At 41.8% G+C, this 17,846-nt stretch carries 20 protein-coding genes; 17 read left to right on the top strand and 3 right to left on the bottom strand.

Annotated features, from left to right (window positions below):
* Positions 1 to 16: 16 nt before the first annotated feature.
* From BAMF_RS40045 to BAMF_RS40015, 8 genes are all read left to right on the top strand, one after another.
* Positions 17 to 304, top strand: a complete 288-nt coding sequence (locus tag BAMF_RS40045; protein ID WP_013354207.1) for an autorepressor SdpR family transcription factor — start codon at positions 17 to 19, stop codon at positions 302 to 304.
* On the top strand, positions 301 to 936 hold the full coding sequence (locus tag BAMF_RS40040; RefSeq protein WP_013354206.1) for an SdpI family protein: 636 nt from the start codon (positions 301 to 303) through the stop codon (positions 934 to 936). Before BAMF_RS40045 ends, BAMF_RS40040 begins: the two co-directional genes overlap by 4 nt.
* 229 nt (positions 937 to 1,165) lie before the next feature.
* On the top strand, positions 1,166 to 2,371 hold the full coding sequence (locus BAMF_RS40035) for an ornithine--oxo-acid transaminase (protein ID WP_014471290.1): 1,206 nt from the start codon (positions 1,166 to 1,168) through the stop codon (positions 2,369 to 2,371).
* A 222-nt stretch (positions 2,372 to 2,593) separates the two neighbouring features.
* Complete coding sequence (locus BAMF_RS40030; protein WP_013354204.1) at positions 2,594 to 3,994, top strand: amino acid permease; 1,401 nt, start codon at positions 2,594 to 2,596, stop codon at positions 3,992 to 3,994.
* Between the two features lie 74 nt (positions 3,995 to 4,068).
* A complete protein-coding gene (gene rocF, locus BAMF_RS40025; protein ID WP_013354203.1) occupies positions 4,069 to 4,959 on the top strand; it encodes an arginase in 891 nt (296 codons plus the stop codon).
* 130 nt (positions 4,960 to 5,089) lie between these two features.
* Complete coding sequence (locus tag BAMF_RS40020) at positions 5,090 to 6,205, top strand: response regulator aspartate phosphatase (RefSeq protein WP_013354202.1); 1,116 nt, start codon at positions 5,090 to 5,092, stop codon at positions 6,203 to 6,205.
* Positions 6,192 to 6,326, top strand: coding sequence for a hypothetical protein (locus tag BAMF_RS42080; RefSeq protein ID WP_007407881.1), 135 nt, complete (start codon positions 6,192 to 6,194; stop codon positions 6,324 to 6,326). The genes BAMF_RS40020 and BAMF_RS42080 overlap by 14 nt, the downstream gene beginning before the upstream one ends.
* Before the next feature lie 47 nt (positions 6,327 to 6,373).
* Positions 6,374 to 6,847 carry a GNAT family N-acetyltransferase gene (locus tag BAMF_RS40015; protein ID WP_013354201.1) on the top strand — a complete coding sequence of 158 codons (474 nt, stop codon included), beginning with the start codon at positions 6,374 to 6,376 and terminating at the stop codon, positions 6,845 to 6,847.
* Between the two features lie 29 nt (positions 6,848 to 6,876).
* Here the strand turns inward: BAMF_RS40015 and BAMF_RS40010 are convergent, their stop codons facing one another.
* Positions 6,877 to 7,857 carry an aldo/keto reductase gene (locus BAMF_RS40010; RefSeq protein ID WP_013354200.1) on the bottom strand — a complete coding sequence of 327 codons (981 nt, stop codon included), beginning with the start codon at positions 7,855 to 7,857 and terminating at the stop codon, positions 6,877 to 6,879.
* 192 nt (positions 7,858 to 8,049) lie between these two features.
* Between BAMF_RS40010 and BAMF_RS40005 the strand changes: the two genes are divergently transcribed.
* The 8 genes from BAMF_RS40005 (at position 8,050) to BAMF_RS41950 (ending at position 15,443) form a co-directional block, all read left to right on the top strand.
* Positions 8,050 to 8,799: a YiiX/YebB-like N1pC/P60 family cysteine hydrolase gene (locus tag BAMF_RS40005; protein WP_014472398.1), complete on the top strand. Its 750-nt coding sequence runs from the start codon at positions 8,050 to 8,052 to the stop codon at positions 8,797 to 8,799.
* Between the two features lie 10 nt (positions 8,800 to 8,809).
* Complete coding sequence (locus BAMF_RS40000; protein ID WP_013354198.1) at positions 8,810 to 9,973, top strand: hypothetical protein; 1,164 nt, start codon at positions 8,810 to 8,812, stop codon at positions 9,971 to 9,973.
* 320 nt (positions 9,974 to 10,293) lie between these two features.
* Positions 10,294 to 10,464, top strand: a complete 171-nt coding sequence (locus BAMF_RS41620) for a hypothetical protein (protein ID WP_013354197.1) — start codon at positions 10,294 to 10,296, stop codon at positions 10,462 to 10,464.
* 153 nt (positions 10,465 to 10,617) lie between these two features.
* Positions 10,618 to 10,788, top strand: a complete 171-nt coding sequence (locus BAMF_RS41065) for a CxxH/CxxC protein (protein WP_004393147.1) — start codon at positions 10,618 to 10,620, stop codon at positions 10,786 to 10,788.
* A gap of 80 nt (positions 10,789 to 10,868) precedes the next feature.
* The gene (rlmH, locus tag BAMF_RS39990) at positions 10,869 to 11,348 is read left to right on the top strand and encodes a 23S rRNA (pseudouridine(1915)-N(3))-methyltransferase RlmH (protein WP_013354196.1); all 480 of its coding nucleotides are present in this window, start codon (positions 10,869 to 10,871) and stop codon (positions 11,346 to 11,348) included.
* A gap of 43 nt (positions 11,349 to 11,391) precedes the next feature.
* Positions 11,392 to 13,347 (top strand): AAA family ATPase, encoded by a 1,956-nt coding sequence (locus BAMF_RS39985; RefSeq protein ID WP_175576970.1) that lies wholly within the window; start codon positions 11,392 to 11,394, stop codon positions 13,345 to 13,347.
* A gap of 133 nt (positions 13,348 to 13,480) precedes the next feature.
* A complete protein-coding gene (locus tag BAMF_RS39980) occupies positions 13,481 to 15,034 on the top strand; it encodes a UvrD-helicase domain-containing protein (RefSeq protein WP_013354194.1) in 1,554 nt (517 codons plus the stop codon).
* Between the two features lie 55 nt (positions 15,035 to 15,089).
* Positions 15,090 to 15,443 carry a hypothetical protein gene (locus tag BAMF_RS41950; RefSeq protein WP_232502494.1) on the top strand — a complete coding sequence of 118 codons (354 nt, stop codon included), beginning with the start codon at positions 15,090 to 15,092 and terminating at the stop codon, positions 15,441 to 15,443.
* Between the two features lie 227 nt (positions 15,444 to 15,670).
* Here the strand turns inward: BAMF_RS41950 and BAMF_RS41390 are convergent, their stop codons facing one another.
* Both BAMF_RS41390 and BAMF_RS39970 read right to left on the bottom strand, forming a co-directional pair.
* Positions 15,671 to 15,832: a hypothetical protein gene (locus BAMF_RS41390; protein ID WP_014471284.1), complete on the bottom strand. Its 162-nt coding sequence runs from the start codon at positions 15,830 to 15,832 to the stop codon at positions 15,671 to 15,673.
* 58 nt (positions 15,833 to 15,890) lie between these two features.
* Entirely contained in the window at positions 15,891 to 16,445 is a 555-nt protein-coding gene (locus BAMF_RS39970) for a hypothetical protein (protein ID WP_013354193.1), read from the bottom strand.
* A 318-nt stretch (positions 16,446 to 16,763) separates the two neighbouring features.
* Between BAMF_RS39970 and BAMF_RS39965 the strand changes: the two genes are divergently transcribed.
* Positions 16,764 to 17,783 carry an FUSC family protein gene (locus tag BAMF_RS39965; RefSeq protein WP_013354192.1) on the top strand — a complete coding sequence of 340 codons (1,020 nt, stop codon included), beginning with the start codon at positions 16,764 to 16,766 and terminating at the stop codon, positions 17,781 to 17,783.
* Positions 17,784 to 17,846: the final 63 nt, after the last annotated feature.

Here is a 17,846-nt window from a genome sequence, read left to right as displayed (position 1 = left end):
GAGAGGGGGAAAGTACTTGAATAAAGCATTTAAAGCACTAGCCGATCCTACAAGGAGAAGAATTTTAGATTTATTGAAGAAACAAGACATGACAGCTGGTGAAATTGCGGAACACTTCGAAATGTCAAAACCCAGTATTTCTCATCATCTTAACATATTGAAAAATACTGATTTAGTTCACGATGAGAGGAAAGGTCAATTTATTATGTATTCATTAAATACCACTGTATTACAGGATCTTATAGGCTGGTTCTTTTCTTTGGCTGAACCAGAACATGATAAGAAGAAAGGCGGGGAATCATGAAAAAATATATCTTTTCGGCAGGACTCATTGTTTTAACTGTTTTAACATGGGCTTTCACATATTCATCTTTACCGGACAATTTGGCGATACACTGGGGATTAAACGGAAGTGCAAATGATTACCAAGCTAAAGCTAATGCGATGATGATGCTTATTGGCATAATGATTATTATATATATTTTAATGGTTATCATCCCTAAGATTGATCCTAAAAATAACTACAAAACATTTATCGGGCCATATATGGCTATATTTAATACAATGTTTGCGGTAATGTTTGTCATTAATCTTATGATCATCTTGACCGGCCTGGGATATGACCTCCCTATATCTTATTTAGGAAGCTTTATAGTGGGCGTTATTTTTATGGTGTTTGGAAACTTTATTCAGATAGTTAAGCCTAATTTCTTTTTAGGGATAAGAACACCGTGGACGCTGAGCAGTGAAAAAGTTTGGAAGGATACACACAGGGTTAGTTCAAAACTTTTTGTCTTAGCGGGCATTATCATGATGCTTTCAGCTTTTTTTCCGCCAGTGTATAGAATATCAGCCATTTTCATTGCTGCAATCGGCTGTATCATATTTTCTGTATTAAGTTCTTATATTGTATATCAAAGACAATTGAATAAATAACTGCTGAATAGGAGCAATCTAATTGGATTGCTCTTATTTTTGTCAGCGAAAACGCAAAAAAATTTTGCGCTTTGCTGAGCTTTGGTTGCAAACCGCATGAAAATTTTGCAGGAAGAGAAAGAATTTTGCCGAAACATCCCGTTTTTTCGGATTGGCACGGAACTTGCTTTATAAAAAGGGAAAGCAAGAGCTTATGTTGAATGTTTACAAAACAAGGGGGAATCAGATTATGTCAGCTTTCACAAAATCTCAAGAAATTATCAGTCAAACTTCACATTACGGCGCGAACAACTATCATCCTCTTCCGATTGTTATTTCAGAAGCGCAGGGTGTTTGGGTAAAAGACCCTGAGGGCAATCAATATATGGATATGCTGAGTGCTTATTCTGCCGTGAATCAGGGACACAGACATCCGAAGATCATTCAGGCGCTGAAGGATCAGGCGGATAAAATCACTCTGACGTCACGCGCGTTTCATAATGATCAGCTCGGCCCGTTTTATGAGAAAACAGCCAAGCTGACGGGAAAAGATATGATTCTGCCGATGAATACGGGGGCGGAAGCCGTTGAATCAGCTGTCAAAGCGGCGAGACGCTGGGCATATGAGGTCAAAGGGGTAGCCGATAATCAGGCAGAAATCATTGCGTGTATCGGCAACTTCCACGGCAGAACGATGCTTGCGGTATCTCTTTCTTCAGAAGATGAGTATAAACGAGGTTTCGGACCTATGCTTCCGGGTATAAAATTAATTCCGTACGGAGATGCAGAAGCGCTGCGCCGGGCGATTACGCCGAACACAGCCGCTTTCTTATTCGAACCGATTCAGGGAGAAGCGGGCATCGTCATTCCGCCGGAAGGATTTTTACAAGAAGCGGCCGCCATTTGTAAGGAAGAAAATGTGCTTCTGATCGCTGATGAAATACAGACGGGACTCGGCCGCACAGGGAAAACATTCGCGATTGACTGGGAGAATATCGTACCGGATATGTTCATCTTAGGAAAAGCGCTCGGCGGCGGCGTCTTCCCGATTTCATGCATCGCGGCGAACCGTGACATTCTCGGCGTGTTTAATCCGGGTTCCCACGGCTCGACATTCGGCGGAAACCCGCTCGCTTGCGCGGTATCGATCGCATCTCTTGAAGTCCTTGAGGAAGAAGGGCTGGCAGAGCGTTCGCTTCAGCTTGGCCGGTATTTTAAAGAAGAGCTTGAGAAAATCGATAACCCTATCATAAAAGACGTGCGCGGACGCGGCCTGTTTATCGGCGTTGAACTGACCGAAGCGGCCCGCCCATACTGTGAAAAGCTGAAAGGCGAAGGGCTTTTATGCAAAGAAACACATGATACCGTGATCCGGTTTGCACCGCCGTTAATGATTTCCAAGGAAGACTTGGACTGGGCGATCCAAAAGATCACAAATGTGCTTCAAAACGCGTAAAACTTTGATGCGGCAATGCTTTCCCTCGGCTTGTATGGAATTTACAAATAAAAATTCATCACACTCTATTTGCGCGGCGACGGTATTTTAGTATAATGTATCTTTATGTACGAAAATGAATTTTATATAACATCCATATACAAATAGAGGCTCTTTGGACAGCAAATCGGTTTCAATGCACCGGCTTGGTTCCAATACAAGTTGCTGAAGGGGTGCAGAACAGTGAATACAAATCAAAAAGAGAATCAGCTTCAGCGCACGATGAAATCGCGCCATTTGTTTATGATTTCATTGGGCGGAGTGATCGGCACCGGGTTTTTCCTGAGTACCGGATTTACAATCAACCAGGCGGGACCGCTGGGTGCGGTTCTGTCTTATCTGGTCGGCGGTTTTATTATGTTTTTGACAATGCTCTGCTTAGGCGAGCTTGCGGTTGCCCTTCCCGTATCGGGGTCGTTTCAGACGTACGCAACCAAATTTATCAGCCCCGCTTTCGGTTTCGCATTCGGCTGGCTGTACTGGCTCGGCTGGGCGGTGACATGCGCCATTGAATTTTTATCTGCGGGCCAATTGATGCTCCGCTGGTTTCCGCATGTTCCCGTGTGGGTGTGGTGCCTCGTGTTTGTCGGGCTGATGTTTCTTTTGAACGCCATTACGACAAAAGCGTTCGCTGAATCGGAATTTTGGTTTTCCGGCATTAAAATTTTAGTCATTCTGCTGTTTATTATTTTGGGCGGCGCCGCCATGTTCGGCCTGATTGATATGAAGCACGGCGAGCCGGCTCCTTTCTTCTCTCATTTTTATGAGGATGGATTGTTTCCGAACGGCATTAGAGCTATGCTTGTTACGATGATTACCGTCAACTTCGCGTTCCAGGGAACGGAGCTGATCGGGGTTGCCGCGGGAGAAAGTGAAAATCCCGAGAAAACGATTCCGCGCTCTATCCGGCAGACGGTATGGAGAACGCTTGTCTTTTTCGTTCTTTCCATCATTGTCATTGCCGGCATGATTCCGTGGAAGCAGGCGGGAGTGGTCGAAAGCCCGTTTGTCGTGGTGTTCGAACAAATCGGTATCCCGTATGCCGCTGATATCATGAACTTTGTTATTTTAATTGCGCTGCTGTCAGTGGCCAACTCAGGCCTGTTTGCATCAACGCGTATCCTATATGCCATGGCGAACGAAGGGCAAGCCTTTAAAGCGCTCGGCAGAACAAACAAACGCGGCGTGCCGATGAATGCGCTGATCGTGACGCTGGCCGTCGCCTGCCTGTCGCTGCTGTCTAAAGTCGCAGCGCCGGCAGCCGTTTATATGTTTCTCTTATCATTGGCCGGATTAAGCGCGCAGGTCGGCTGGATTGCGATTTCTCTGTCGCAGTTGATGTTCAGACGGAAATACATCCGTGAAGGCGGAAAAGTGGAAGACCTTAAGTTTAAAACACCGCTGTACCCGGTGCTGCCTATTATCGGGCTGACGTTGAATACGGTTGTTCTGATCAGTCTCGCATTTGATTCAGAACAGCGGCTCGCCCTTTATTGCGGCATCCCGTTCATGGTAGTGTGCGTTATCGTCTATCATCTGTATGTAAAAAAGCATAAACAGTCAGAAAAACAGATAGAGCTTTAAAATCTTTTCGTGTCCAAGTCATCTTTGAGAAACCCGCACAGGACAACATACAACATGTTGAGGTGGAAAAACGGATGAATAAGAATATCTCAGTTATTGGAATGCCGATGGATTTAGGACAAGCACGACGCGGAGTGGATATGGGCCCGAGCGCCATCCGCTACGCGCATCTCATTGAACGGTTATCTGACATGGGGTATGCGGTGGAAGACCTGGGCGACATCCCCGTCAATCGTGAAAAACTCAAAAAAGATGAAGAGCTGAAAAATCTGAACTCTGTGCTCTCAGGTAACGAGCAGCTCGCCCAAAAGGTGGACAGCGTCATTGAGAGTGAGCGGTTCCCTCTCGTCCTGGGCGGCGATCACAGCATCGCGATCGGAACGCTGACAGGAACGGCCAAGCACTATAAACAGCTCGGTGTTATCTGGTACGACGCGCACGGCGACTTAAACACGCTGGAAACATCGCCGTCAGGCAATATTCACGGAATGCCGCTGGCCGTCAGCCTCGGCGTCGGCCACGACACATTGGTGAATCTGGGCGGCTATGCCCCGAAAATCAAGCCGGAGAACGTCGTCATCATCGGCGCGAGATCGCTTGATGAAGGCGAGCGTGAATACATTAAGGAAACAGGCATGAAGGTATATACGATGCATGAGATTGACCGCCTCGGCATGACGAGGGTCATGGAAGAAACCATTGACTACCTGTCAGGCTGTGACGGCGTTCATCTCAGCCTTGATCTCGACGGCCTTGATCCGAGTGACGCGCCCGGCGTAGGGACGCCTGTCGTCGGCGGCATCAGCTACCGTGAAAGCCATTTGGCAATGGAAATGCTGTATGATGCCGACATTATCACCTCAGCTGAATTTGTTGAAGTCAATCCGATCCTCGATCACAAAAACAAAACCGGCAAAACAGCGGTTGAGCTGGTGGAGTCCTTGTTAGGAAAAAAACTATTATAAAATATGCGCCTCCGCACCTGCGGGGGTTTTTTTGTTGCCACTAGGAAACTAGCAGGCTGTCACCCTCTTTTTGAGCCTGTAAATATGATATATTTATTACACAAAATGGGAAAGGGAGGTGTCCTGACAGATGGCTGAGGTGATGGCCCACGAAACTGTTGCGAAAAAAATCAGTGACTGGTACGAGGAAATCAAAAAGCACAAAACCGAATCGGCTAAGGCGTTAAGAGAACAGCTGCTTACAGATCTGCAAAATATGACACAAAATCAAACGGTGCTCCTTTATTTTAATTTAATTGATTCCCGCTATAAGCTTTTGATGGAAGAGTATGAGAAAACAGACGGCATTTTAAAAACGATTCAGCTGAACGCCGATAAAGAAAAAACAGACCAGATGATTCAATACTATTATTATTTCTTTTCCGGAATGCACGAGTTTTACCGGAAACGATTCATGAACGCCATTAATTTTTACCGGATCGCTGAAAGCAGGCTCCGGCACATACCGAATGAGATTGAAAGAGCCGAGTTTAATTACCAAGTGGCGATTGCCTACTATGAAATCCGCCAAAACTACTTTGCGATGAATCATGCGGAAAGAGCGTTAGAGATCTACAAAGCCAACGAAATGTACGCGGTCAGAGAAGCACAGTGTTTAATGGTGATCGGCTGTAACAGAATGGACTTGTTTCACTATCAGAAAGCCGAAGAGCTCCTGCAGACGGCAATTCATCAAGCCGCCAAAGCAGGCGATCCGCACATTGAGGCGCTGGCCCATTTTAACGCGGGCATTTGTTATGAGAGACAGGAGAAATTGGAGGAGGCGCGAGTCGAGTTTGAAACGGCTCTCGATAAAAAGGAGCATTTGCAATCCGCATATTCGGTGCGGAGTCTGTACATGCTGGCCAGAGTGTTATTGAAGCAGGAGCAGGCGGATGAGGGCCGGTTTTGGCTTCATAAAGCGCTGAACGCCGCAGACGAAAAAAATGAACCTGTGTACACCCAAAAACTGCGCATCTTACAGCATGTCTTTATTGATCACAGTGAAGAAGCGCTTGAATCAGCGTTCGCCGAGTTAAAAAAGAAAGAACTGTGGAGTGACGTTTCCGATTTATCGTATCAGGCCGCTGCGCATTTTAAAAAACAGGAGAATTACAAACTGGCGGCGAAGTATTTCCAAGAATCAATAGATGCTAATGACCAAATTTTGAGATTGACGGAGGGGATTCGTAATGAAAACATGTAAATTCATTGTACTCTCAGCAGCCTTGGCAAGTCTCATTTCGATTGGATTATTTGCACAAACTGGTTCAACGGCGCAAGCCGAACAAATCATAAAACCCGCAGAAAACGGAGCCTTCGGATAATACTGCATGATACCGCTTTCAGTCTGTGTTTTGTAAGGAGTGATTCAATGGCTATCACACTGCAGCCGATGACAGAGCAAGAATTTCAATCCTATCTCGCCCATTCAACAAAGCATTACGCTGAAGAAAAGATAAAAGCGGGAACGTGGCTGCCTGAAGAAGCGCCGGAACTAGCAGAATGGACATTTAAAGATCTGCTTCCTGACGGCTTGGAGACGGCTGACCACTATTTATGGACGCTGACATTGGACGGAAAGGACAATGCCGGCTGGCTGTGGCTGCACGCCGATCCGGACAACCCGCAGCAGGACGCATTTATTTATGATTTCGGCCTTCATCCTCCTTATCGCGGCAAAGGCTATGCAAAAGAGGCGATCGCAAGGCTGGAGGACAAGGCAAAAGACCTGGGTGTCCGCAAGCTTTCTCTCCATGTGTTCGCTCATAACGAAACGGCGCGGAAGCTGTATGAGAAGACGGGATTCCTGGAGACGGATGTAATCATGAGCAAAAAGCTGTCATGAAAAGAGGCCCGCACGATGGGCCTCTTTTGTTATTCATCTAACAATGTCATCATATGATGCGGATAACGCTCGCCGGCCGCCGTGCCGATCGGAAACATCTCATCCAACTGCGCCTTCACTTCTTCGGGAAGCGTAATGTCAAGAGCGGCAAGGTTCTCTTCCAAGTAATGTTTCTTTTTTGTACCCGGAATCGGGATGAGATCATCACCGTTTGCGAGAACCCATGCGAGCGCAAGCTGAGGCGCGGTCATATTCATTTCCCGGGCAATGTCGGTCAGTTTTTGGACGAGTCTTATATTCACCGCCAAATTGTCTCCCTGAAATCTCGGTGTTCTTCTTCTGTAATCGTCGGCATCAAGCTGATCTGTCGACGTCATCTTTCCGGTCAGAAAACCTCTGCCGAGCGGACTGTAAGGCACAAATGAGATGCCGAGCTCGCGGCAGGCGGGCAGCACATGCTCCTCCGCTTCCCTGCTCCATAAAGAATACTCTGATTGAAGCGCGGCAATCGGATGGATGCGGCCGGCGCGCCTGATCGTTTCTGGGGAAGCCTCTGACAGGCCGATATACCTCACCTTTCCTTCTTCAACTAGCTCCTTCATAGCGCCGACAGTCTCTTCAATCGGCACCCGCGGATCAACCCGGTGCAGATAATAAAGGTCGATATAATCCGTCCCGAGGCGTTTCAGACTGGCGTCACACGCTTTTTTGACATAATCGGGCCGGCCGTTGATTTCAATAAACTCGCCCTTTTCACTTCGGACATAGCCGAATTTAGTTGCGAGGTAAAGCTCCTTTCTGTACGGGGCAAGCGCTCTGCCGACAAGCTCTTCATTCGCGCCCAATCCATATTGATCAGCCGTATCAAACAAATTCACCCCGAGATGAACGGCATGATGCAGTGTGGAAATGGACTCTTCCTCACTCTGGCTGCCGTAGTATTCCGACATGCCCATGCACCCTAACCCCAATGAGGAAACCCGCATCGAACCGATTGTTCTGTATTTCATATTTCTCCCCCTTTCCTATCTTGTGTATATGATAACCAGATTTCCTGATATTTCAAGGTGGTTTTATGCATATCTTTTCCTTATTGTTATAAAATTTTTAAAAATCTGTAAATTGTCTATTTTTTTATCACAATTCTGTCATATAATGCATATGTGGAAAAATTATACTCTAAGAAAAGAGGCGAAGTAATGATGTGTAAAAAGCTGTTCAAAGCCGTCCTCCCGTTTGCCCTGTCATTCACCATGGTTCTGTCCTTCTCCGGTATGAATGTAAAAGCGAAAGAAACAGAAACATCCCGCTATGCAAAAGAAATCGCAGAGCTTCAGCAGGGCACGACCCCTCAAGACGTTCTCCAATCAGCCAAAGAGCTCGCCAAACAGAAGCACGTGTCAACAGAAGCGATTCTCAAGCAGTTTCATCAAGAAATTACGGCAGACAAGGTGCAAGGAGATGTAAACGCTTCCAAAGAAGGGCTATCTGCGATGGGCGGATCGTCAGGCACCAAAAAACTTCCGAAAAGCACAAAAGGCAATATTTATTACACGAACTCATACACGGCCTATTACAACCACGGCCATGTCGGCATGTATTCTGCCGCTGATAAGATCGTCGAATCCGTACCGGGAGACGGCGTCCGCCAAATCGCCTATAACGGAAGAGAAGTCGAGGATAATTCAATCGTACAAACCGTGAAAGTCACCGATGCCCAAAAACAAGCCGCTGCTGACTGGGCCGTATCACGAGTCGGCGACGAGTACTCCTTCAACTTCGTCAATAACCGAAATACAGGCCATGAAGGCGCCAAAAACTGCTCGAAACTGCTGTGGTCAGCGTTCCTCCTAAAAGCCGGAATCGACATTGACTCTAACGGCGGCCTGGGCGTATATCCGCGCGACATCACAAGCTCACCTTATACGACAACGATTCTCACCATTAACTAAGGAGAAAAACGTGAAAAAAATCATCTGGATACCCTTAGTGATCATCATCGCTGCAGCGGTCTTATGCTTCTTCCATTTTCGCACGGAAGAGCCTGCGGAGGTTGAGAGGGAAACATTAAATGATCCTGATTTTCTGAAAGATAAAGAGGCGCTGCTGTATTTCTCCACTACGGCTGACCAGGACACGTTCGGCGGCGGAAAAAGCTATGCTCTATTTGCTGATAAAAAAGGCCGGCTCTTTTCTTATCAAATGAAAGGGCTAGAACTCGGATCGGCCAAAGTGCATGACGAAAGCGTCCTGCTGGAGGACAAAAAAGGGATTTACACTGTTCAGGACGGCCTTCACACGTATAAAAGAGCGTACCAGCATACGGGGGACAGCGCGGGATATATTGACCGGACGGAAGGCTTCTACACGCTGTATAACTCAGGCTACGACAAAAGCGGCGGCAGCTATCGCTCAGAGCTGTACCGCCAGATTGACGGCAAGTGGAAGCAAGACGTCATCCCGCACTATATCCGCGCCTCAGGCTTTTTTAAAGATCATCTTTTCGCACTCACGCCGACAGATGACGAAAAAGGCTATCACGTTCAAGACATTCAGGCCGATAAAGAGAGGCTCCATACAAATACAATCGCGACATGGACGTATAAAGAAGGCACGTCTGTCGAATCCCAGCTCGCCGCTGATGACAGCGCCGTCTACTTTCTCACAAGAGGAGAAAAAGCCGACCACATCTATCAAATGGTGAAAGTCATGAGAAACAGCGGCGCTATCAAAACGTATGACATCGCCTCTTATAAAAATGACGAACAGACCCTCTATGACTCCATGCCGTTCAGCTTCAAAAACAGCTTTTTTATGGAGCAGCGCAGCCTCTATTTCGTTGACGGCTTCGGAACCGTATACCGCATCAACCCTGAAACCGGAAAAAGCAAAAAAGCCTTCACCCTCCCTGCATCAGGAATGAAGGCTGATTTCAAAGACCTGACCCATCAAAACGGAAAGCTGTATCTCTTCACGTACAGCTACAAAAAACCCGCCAAAATCGAATCCTTCGATCTGAAAACGGGCAAAAAGCTGAACGACCGGACCATCCCAAACCTGAAAAACATCGTCACGCCGAAAAGCCATCTCAAGCTGTATGACGTGCAGGTGATGGATGGGTTTTGAAGTACGAACATTTGGTAAGAGCTTGCCGCTTTTGGTAAGCTTTTTTTTAATGAAACGCTACTGCAAGAAAGAAGGTGTTTAATTTGAAATCATTCAGTATCTTCTTATTGTTGTCCGTCATATGTATAACAATTGTTTTTGTGATGATGAATATGTTGATTGGATATCCTGATGTGAGTAACGGGACATTGATTATGATTGTATATATCGTTGTGACCCTCATAATAAGACTAAATAGCAAGAAAAAAAGCCGACCGAACATAGAGATAGAGGAATTTTACCCGTAAAAGCAGAAGACAGTCAGGTGAAGGAGGGAGCCGATGAAGAAAAAGCTTGCCGCGGTGACCGTAACCATTCTCCTGGTTTCCGTAATAACCAACTATTTTTTAACCGGCGGAAAGCCGGACTGGATTAATGTATGCTCTGCACTGCTGGCGTGTATATTAGGAATTCTGTTCGTACTTCGCATAGAAAAAAGAGAAAACACGTAAAGAGCCGGATGCTGCAAACGCCGGCTCTTTTTGCGCGGAATTTGCCGAATTGTGGATAAAACTCAGCCCGAAGCACTACTAACATGTGTATAAATAGGTTATATTGAGAAGAGAACAATTGCCGTGTGCAAAAGAAAACCGGAGGATGTAACAATGAAAACCGCTTATTATTCTTGTGAAGAACATATCGAAACCGTGCTGGACATGTACATAGATGATCATGAGCTTCCGCCCGAAATCAGAAAAATCGAACATACTAACAGTTTATCCACAGCCTGTGAATTATGTGGGGACACCGCAACATATCTAGTAGGGAACGAATGATCCTACACAAAATACAGAAAAGATATCCACAATTGTGGACAATATATATGAATAACTTGTTTCTAAAGTGGGGATGACCTGTGAATATCAATATTGTGACAATCGGAAAACTAAAAGAAAAATACCTCAAGCAAGGCATTGAAGAATACAAAAAACGACTCTCAGCCTACGCGAAAATCGACATCATCGAACTCCCGGACGAAAAAGCCCCGGAAAACCTGAGCGACCAAGATATGAAAATCGTCAAAGACAAAGAAGGCGAACGCATCCTGGCCAAAATCAGCCCGGACACCCACGTCATCGCCCTCGCCATCGAAGGAAAGATGAAAACATCCGAAGAACTGGCCGATACAATAGATAAGCTGGCGACTTATGGAAAAAGCAAAATCACCTTCGTCATCGGCGGCTCACTCGGCCTAAGCGACGCCGTCATGAAAAGGGCAGACGACAAGCTGTCATTTTCGAAGATGACGTTTCCTCATCAGTTGATGCGTCTCATACTAGTTGAGCAGATTTATCGGGCGTTTCGGATTAATCGTGGGGAGCCTTATCATAAGTGAGTGGGGTTTTATAAAATCGGAAATTCATCTGGGGGTTCTTAAATTGCTTTTAAAAGGTGTTACTATACAAAATTATAGGAAGTTTAAAAACGAAGCATTTTCAATGGCTGACGACGTTACCTTGCTTGCAGGTGCTAATAATAGTGGTAAGACTTCTATGATTAATTTAATTGGATCTATAATGCAAAATGGCAAAACGCCATTTTTTATTTCGGATATACCAGTAAGGCTATCAAAACAATGGGTAGATGAAGTTTATGAGACCTTTATACTGTGCTTTAAGGAAGGCGATGATCAATTATCTACAGTAGAGAGAATTATAAACAAGCTATTTAGTACTGAATTGTTTAATTTAGAATGTGATCTAATAATACCTGCAACATCTATACGTTTTAGAATAGATTATAGTGAAGAGGACGATATTAGAAAGTTTGCCGATTTTATTATGGATTTGAATCCGGATAATAAAAGCTTCTATTTTGAATATTCATTTCAACCTACTTATGTATCCTTTGGACAAGCATTGGAGGAAAATTATAAAAAATTATATGCAAGATATAAAAAAATTCATTCCTCAAAAGATCCAACATTAAAAATACGACAATTTAAAGAGGTAATATTGTCAATTTATGAAGCGAGTATAATTGAGAAATGTTACTTTAGTGATAGCGATTATACTGATAAAGTCGAAATTGACATTTCAACTTTTCGAAGACTGTTTAATTTTAGATATATTAATGCAGGTAGACCACTCGATGATCAGAGTAATGGTAACTTTAAAAGTTTAAGTAAAAATATGGTTGAGCTCGCAACTCATGATGAAAAACTAGGTGCCCTATTAGAGAACTTACCAGACCAAATACTAAGTCCAATACAAGATACGGAGATTATTGATAAGGTAAGAGACACATCGGTGAAAGGTCTTAGCAATGCGGTTAAAACAATTGCTAAAGCAAGTGGAGGCAATACAGGGAGTATGATCCTTGATATAGATATTAACGAAGGCACAATAACCTCTCTTCTTAATCAAATAACTAACACTAAATATCAATATGAAGGTTATTTCCTCAATGAAGCCTCCCAAGGATTAGGTTACAGTAATATGATTTATATACTGCTACAGTTGGAAACATATAAAAGAAAAATTGATCCGCTATTAGTCAACCTATTTGTGGTAGAAGAGCCTGAATCACATATGCACCCCCAAATGCAACGAATCTTTGGGAAGTATTTAAAAGATTACTATCTTCAAAAAAAAATACAGGGGTTAATAACTACTCATTCCGGAGAAATGGTGCGCCTAACGGAAATGAAAAATTTAAGAGTTTCACGACCAATAGATCAGTTAGAAAGTAAAATTTACGATTTTTCTATGTTTAAAAAAGGCTTGAGTGGTGACACCACTTTGGATACATTTTATGATTGGTTTTATGAAATAGGATTTTCTGAAATAGTTTTTGCAGATAGAGTAATTCTATATGAGGGTGACACAGAAAGGTTGCTTATAAGAAAGTTATTGACTCTAGATATATATGAAGAACTTAACCAAAAATACATAGCCTATGTTCAAGTTGGCGGAGCATACGCACATAAATATAGTAAGGTGATAAATTTTCTGAAGATAAAAACTCTTGTTTTAACTGATCTAGATTATAAAAAAGATGCAACAACTGTAGAAGCAGTAAAAGAGTCTAAAACAACAAATGCAACAATCAACACCTATTATGATTTATCAAAAGAAATAAAGTCTCCAACAATACTTGATTTGTATGAATGGAAAGACAAAGGTGAGAATAAGATTCTTGGAGGATTAGTCCTAATTAATTATCAAGGAAAATCTGAACAATATGCTCGGACTTTAGAAGAAGCTATGCTCTCAAAATTTTATAATTTGAATGTGTTAGAAAAAAAGATGGAAGTTTCTGGATTGAGAAAAGAAATAGCGATAATCTTAAATATACTATTCCAAACCCTGATAAATCTAAAAAAGATGATTTAGATAAAGATGAAAAATACAGTATTAGAGATATTGTTAGACATTCAGAGAATAATAAAACTGATTTTATGTACTCAGTTATTTTAAATGGTCTAATAGAAAAGATGCTTCCTAATTATATTAAGGAGGGATTAGATTGGCTGCAAAATTAGTTGATAATATTTTTCTCATTAATGCTCCAGCAGGTAGTGGCAAAACAACTAAAATAAAATCAATGATTGTAAACCATAAGATAAAACATCCACTTGATAATATACTTTGTATTACTTACACAAAGAGAGCTGCAGAAGAGCTTAAAAAGGGACTGGATGAAGAAGGGATTCACATAAGCACAATTCATTCATTTTTACATAAATTTTTAAGAATCTATTTTTGTAAAAATGAAATGATAGATTTATATATGGAGTTATTTGGGGATTTAATCAGAGGGAATATTGAGAACAAGGAAGAGAAAGAACATGTACTAGCTAGAAACAAGAAGTATATCGATAAGTTTGGTTGTTTAACCTTAGAAGTGATAAAAACTAATATAAGTTCTATTTATTATAATGAAACTTCAAACAATCATCTTTACAAAGGAGGTTTGTCTCACGATAGTTTGCTCATATTTGCAGAAAAGGTATTCGAAAAGTTTCCTAAAATCAAGAAGAGATTAACTCAAAAGTATCAATTGATTTTTATAGATGAGTACCAAGACTCTGCTCCCAGTGTATTAAAAATGTTTTATAAAGCAGGACTAAATACTAGCTCAAAACTCTATTTTCTTGGCGACAAAATGCAACAAATATATAAAAACTATGATGGGTCATTTGAAAAAGAATTAAAAACTCTAAATAATGAAATTAAATTAGATACTAATCATCGGTCAATACCAGATATCGTTTCTATATTAAATAATATATATAATGATAAGGAATTCAAACAAATCTCATCCGATAAAAACCGAGCTAATAAACCAGACCATCCACCAAGAGTAGTATTGTGTGATAACATTCAAAAAAGAATAAAAAGGGAACAATTAATTTATCCGAATGCTTTATTGTTATTTTTATTAAATCAACAAAGGTTTGATTCGATAGGCGCTGGAGAATTTTACAGACAATTTAATAGATTGGATAGATATTCACAAGTAAACCAACTAAATGCTAGTGATGTCTTATCTGATAATACAAATGAAAATAAAGATCCTCTTTTAAAGTTGCTTTTTATAGTAGATAAAATTCTAAGTTATTATGAGGATTTTAATCTTGGCAGTATAATTCAAACCCTTAAAAGGAATCAAAAAATATTTGATACTAGAATTGGTACAATTACTAGTCATCAGGATAAAGTTAACTTAAACAATCTATTAAAACAAATATATGATTTTTATCAGAAAGACAGCTCAATATATGAATTTTTAACTTTATTAAGAGGCTCTAGAGTTATAAAAGAGGAATATATAGATAATATATCTAATGAATATATTGGAGTGTTAGCAGTTACATTAAACGAATTCAAGGCACTGTCAAACTATTTGAAAGACCCGAAAGTTTCGACACAACATGGTGTAAAAGGAGAGAGTCATAATACTGTTTTCTTCATTGCGGACGATTCCTTTAGAACACCGCTGGTTCATATGTATAAATTCTTAAAACTATGGACTATTACAGAACTATCGTTAGATTCTTCTAGAATCCTTTTATTATGATTATAAAAAGTGGATTGAAGATACAATTGACCATTTAGCATGTAAAATATCAGATTTGAATAAAGAAAAGTATGAGGCACATGCAACTTATCTAAAAACAAGAGTTGAAGAATTATGCAAATATTTCGAGAATAATTGGATATTTAAAGATCTTTGTGAAGACTTTTACAATGCATATCTTCTAAAACCTAATGTTACAAACTTTAAAAAATGTTTTAAAGAGAGTACTGTGTACGGAGTTCTGTCTGCGTACAGACTTTTTTATGTTGGTTGCTCAAGAGCAAAAAGCAATTTAACTATTTTTATTGATAAGTATAAGGTAAAAGATTTTTCTGAGGATTTGATTTTTAAGTTAAAGAGAACGGGATTTAGTGTTGAAATTGAAGCAAAAGAATTGCAGAAATTGTGAGTGAAAGATCGAGCGAAATTAACTATAGTATCAAGTAATTTGATATAGGGTTTAATGAAAATTTTGCTAATAACATTTAGCAGACCGATTTGACAAAATAGCCGTTAGAGTTTAGTTTTCTGTTGATTCTGTTGTTGTCTTTCAGCAAAGGATTTATATATAGTGAATAAAAACACAAAAAAACCAGATTCCAACACAAATCTGGTTTCCAGCTTATTAGTTGCAAACTACTGTTGCTTCTCTTTCACCATCTTTATAAAGAGAAAGAAGACAATGAATACAATAAAATAATTCAATGGATTCTTAACGATGCTTATCTCCAGGGAAATCTGTAAGAGTATCCAGAGAATGAAGATGGTTAGTATTGAAGGAATGATGATTTTGTACATGTTGACCACCTTCCATAGTTAGTGAAAGAAAGGGGCGCGGGCCCCTTTTTCTTCATGATTAAAAGCAAGATGCGGCAGCTCCTGTCATTGCGCCGCCAACAGCGCCGGTAATTGCTCCAACGGCACCCGCTCCTACTGTTCCGATGCCGGGTATTGTGACGGTTCCTACAGCAGCTCCTGCAAGACCCAGTGTGCCTCCGCCAGTTACCGCACCGCCGCCAGTACCTAAAATACATTTCCCGACTGATTGGGTGCTGATTGCCCCGCTCGTTTTTCCAGAGTCTTTGTTTACTACTTTGACTAAAACGCCATTTTTGATTTTTTCGTATTTCAGTGTAACGGGGTCACCATTTTTGTCAGTAGAGCTTTTCGGAAGAGCCTGCTCCTCGCCCGTTATGTTGTCTTTTAGGGTTGCATTGCCTTTAGCGTCAATATGAACATCTGCATGATTGAACGTCATCTTCAGCTCACTGTCGTTGAGGTTTTCAACTTTGTATGTAGCTTGGGATTCTGCGGCAGCCGCAGCATGAGGTAAAACCGGGAGGGCAAAGGCACCTACTAGGAATACCAAGGCTGCCAGTTTCACTGCGGTTAGCTTTATTCTGCTTTGCATAATTGATCCTCCTCCTTTGGTTGCCATACTAACAAAGGCATTCTGCTTCTTAAACCCTTACCATATAAAATGATAAAAAATTCACCCAATTCCATTGCGCTTAACCAACAAGGTTTGTGTGTTTCCCTTCGAAAGTCATAGGGGGGCGGTCTTCATATCTGGGGCGAAGCTATCAAGAAAGGTGAAGCACCTGCAAGAGTAGTAAATAATGTATCATTTGCTAACGTTCTCCCTTCTTTTCGCTTTTTCCATATATCAGTATAAATCCCTTTGCGTAACGGAAACCTAATGGAAAAGGTTTTTGAAAGGAGGGGGCGTATGGTGAAAACAAGTAAAAAAAATCAAAACAACACATCGTTGGTTTGGAAGATGGCGCTTGCCTCTGCTGTTTCTTGGGAAGCGGCAAAACTGGCGGGCTCTCATCACCCCTATTTAGCACCTCTATCTGTTATCTTATGTTTGCAGCCAACCATAGATCAGTCGATTCGATTTTCTTTTCATCGTATTGCGGGAACTGCGATTGGGATCTTGTTAACATCCTATCTTGTCAGTCACTTGCCAATGAATGGCTGGATGCTGGGGCTGTTACTATTAGGCGGGACCTATATTGCAAGGTGGTTACGAATAGATGAAACGGTTTTACATCAGGTAGCCCTCACCATTTTATTGGTATTTACGTTTGAACGACACTCCAAAGATTATGCAATGGATCGAATAATCGATACGGTGATCGGCGTCATCATCGCTATTCTGGTTCATATGTTCCTTTTTCCGCCGGACTTTACAAAAAAGGCAGCGGACTCATTTCGATCATTGGCTCGTCAGCTTTCTGACACACTTTCTGACCTTTCCAAATGGGTTCAATCAGAGTGGGGACAAGGAAAGGGGAACCTTGTGGAGTATAAAATGAACAATCTTCTGCAGGAGCTGCATACGGCAAAAGAGATGCTGCAAACAGCCTCTGACAGCTTAAAATTCAACCCAATCCGTAAAAAGCATAAAATCATTCTTTCAAGATATCAAATAGAGATACAAAAGATGAATGCAGGGTATGAGTATATATCAAATATAGTGAAAACGTTAAAAGAATGGGAAAAAGAAGGGCTTTTATCTTCAAGTGACAAAATGGAGCTGGGCAATGACTTCAAAGTGTTAAGTGAATTTTTTGAGGGTTTTAAAGGAATACAGCAGGGTGAAACAGACAATTGGAAACAGAAGGAACAGAACATGTTATTGGAAGCTCTCCGTTCCAAAATGCAGTTGTACCCGCCGCCCGATCATAAGGTCTTTAAAGACTCTTTTTTTTTAGAAACGAAGAAATTGCTGAAACGTTTGTAATGTTTTCTGGAAAAAAAGAATATGGTTATACAGATGCAGATATGATCAGGTAAAAGCGGGGGA

Origin of the sequence: Bacillus amyloliquefaciens DSM 7 = ATCC 23350 (assembly GCF_000196735.1) — a bacterium.
Taxonomy (GTDB): Bacteria; Bacillota; Bacilli; order Bacillales; family Bacillaceae; genus Bacillus; species Bacillus amyloliquefaciens.
Note: the sequence above shows the minus strand (reverse complement) of the source record. Positions and strands in the feature narration are given on the sequence as shown.

Coding starts and splice junctions, on each gene's coding strand:
- BAMF_RS41390 (WP_014471284.1), bottom strand. CDS start 15,832: ATGTACAAAATCATCATTCCTTCAATACTAACCATCTTCATTCTCTGG.
- BAMF_RS41620 (WP_013354197.1), top strand. CDS start 10,294: ATGAAGAAAAAGCTTGCCGCGGTGACCGTAACCATTCTCCTGGTTTCC.
- BAMF_RS39965 (WP_013354192.1), top strand. CDS start 16,764: ATGGTGAAAACAAGTAAAAAAAATCAAAACAACACATCGTTGGTTTGG.
- BAMF_RS40040 (WP_013354206.1), top strand. CDS start 301: ATGAAAAAATATATCTTTTCGGCAGGACTCATTGTTTTAACTGTTTTA.
- BAMF_RS40005 (WP_014472398.1), top strand. CDS start 8,050: ATGTGTAAAAAGCTGTTCAAAGCCGTCCTCCCGTTTGCCCTGTCATTC.
- BAMF_RS40015 (WP_013354201.1), top strand. CDS start 6,374: ATGGCTATCACACTGCAGCCGATGACAGAGCAAGAATTTCAATCCTAT.
- BAMF_RS42080 (WP_007407881.1), top strand. CDS start 6,192: ATGAAAACATGTAAATTCATTGTACTCTCAGCAGCCTTGGCAAGTCTC.
- BAMF_RS41065 (WP_004393147.1), top strand. CDS start 10,618: ATGAAAACCGCTTATTATTCTTGTGAAGAACATATCGAAACCGTGCTG.
- BAMF_RS40035 (WP_014471290.1), top strand. CDS start 1,166: ATGTCAGCTTTCACAAAATCTCAAGAAATTATCAGTCAAACTTCACAT.
- rocF (WP_013354203.1), top strand. CDS start 4,069: ATGAATAAGAATATCTCAGTTATTGGAATGCCGATGGATTTAGGACAA.
- BAMF_RS40020 (WP_013354202.1), top strand. CDS start 5,090: ATGGCTGAGGTGATGGCCCACGAAACTGTTGCGAAAAAAATCAGTGAC.
- BAMF_RS40010 (WP_013354200.1), bottom strand. CDS start 7,857: ATGAAATACAGAACAATCGGTTCGATGCGGGTTTCCTCATTGGGGTTA.
- BAMF_RS39970 (WP_013354193.1), bottom strand. CDS start 16,445: ATGCAAAGCAGAATAAAGCTAACCGCAGTGAAACTGGCAGCCTTGGTA.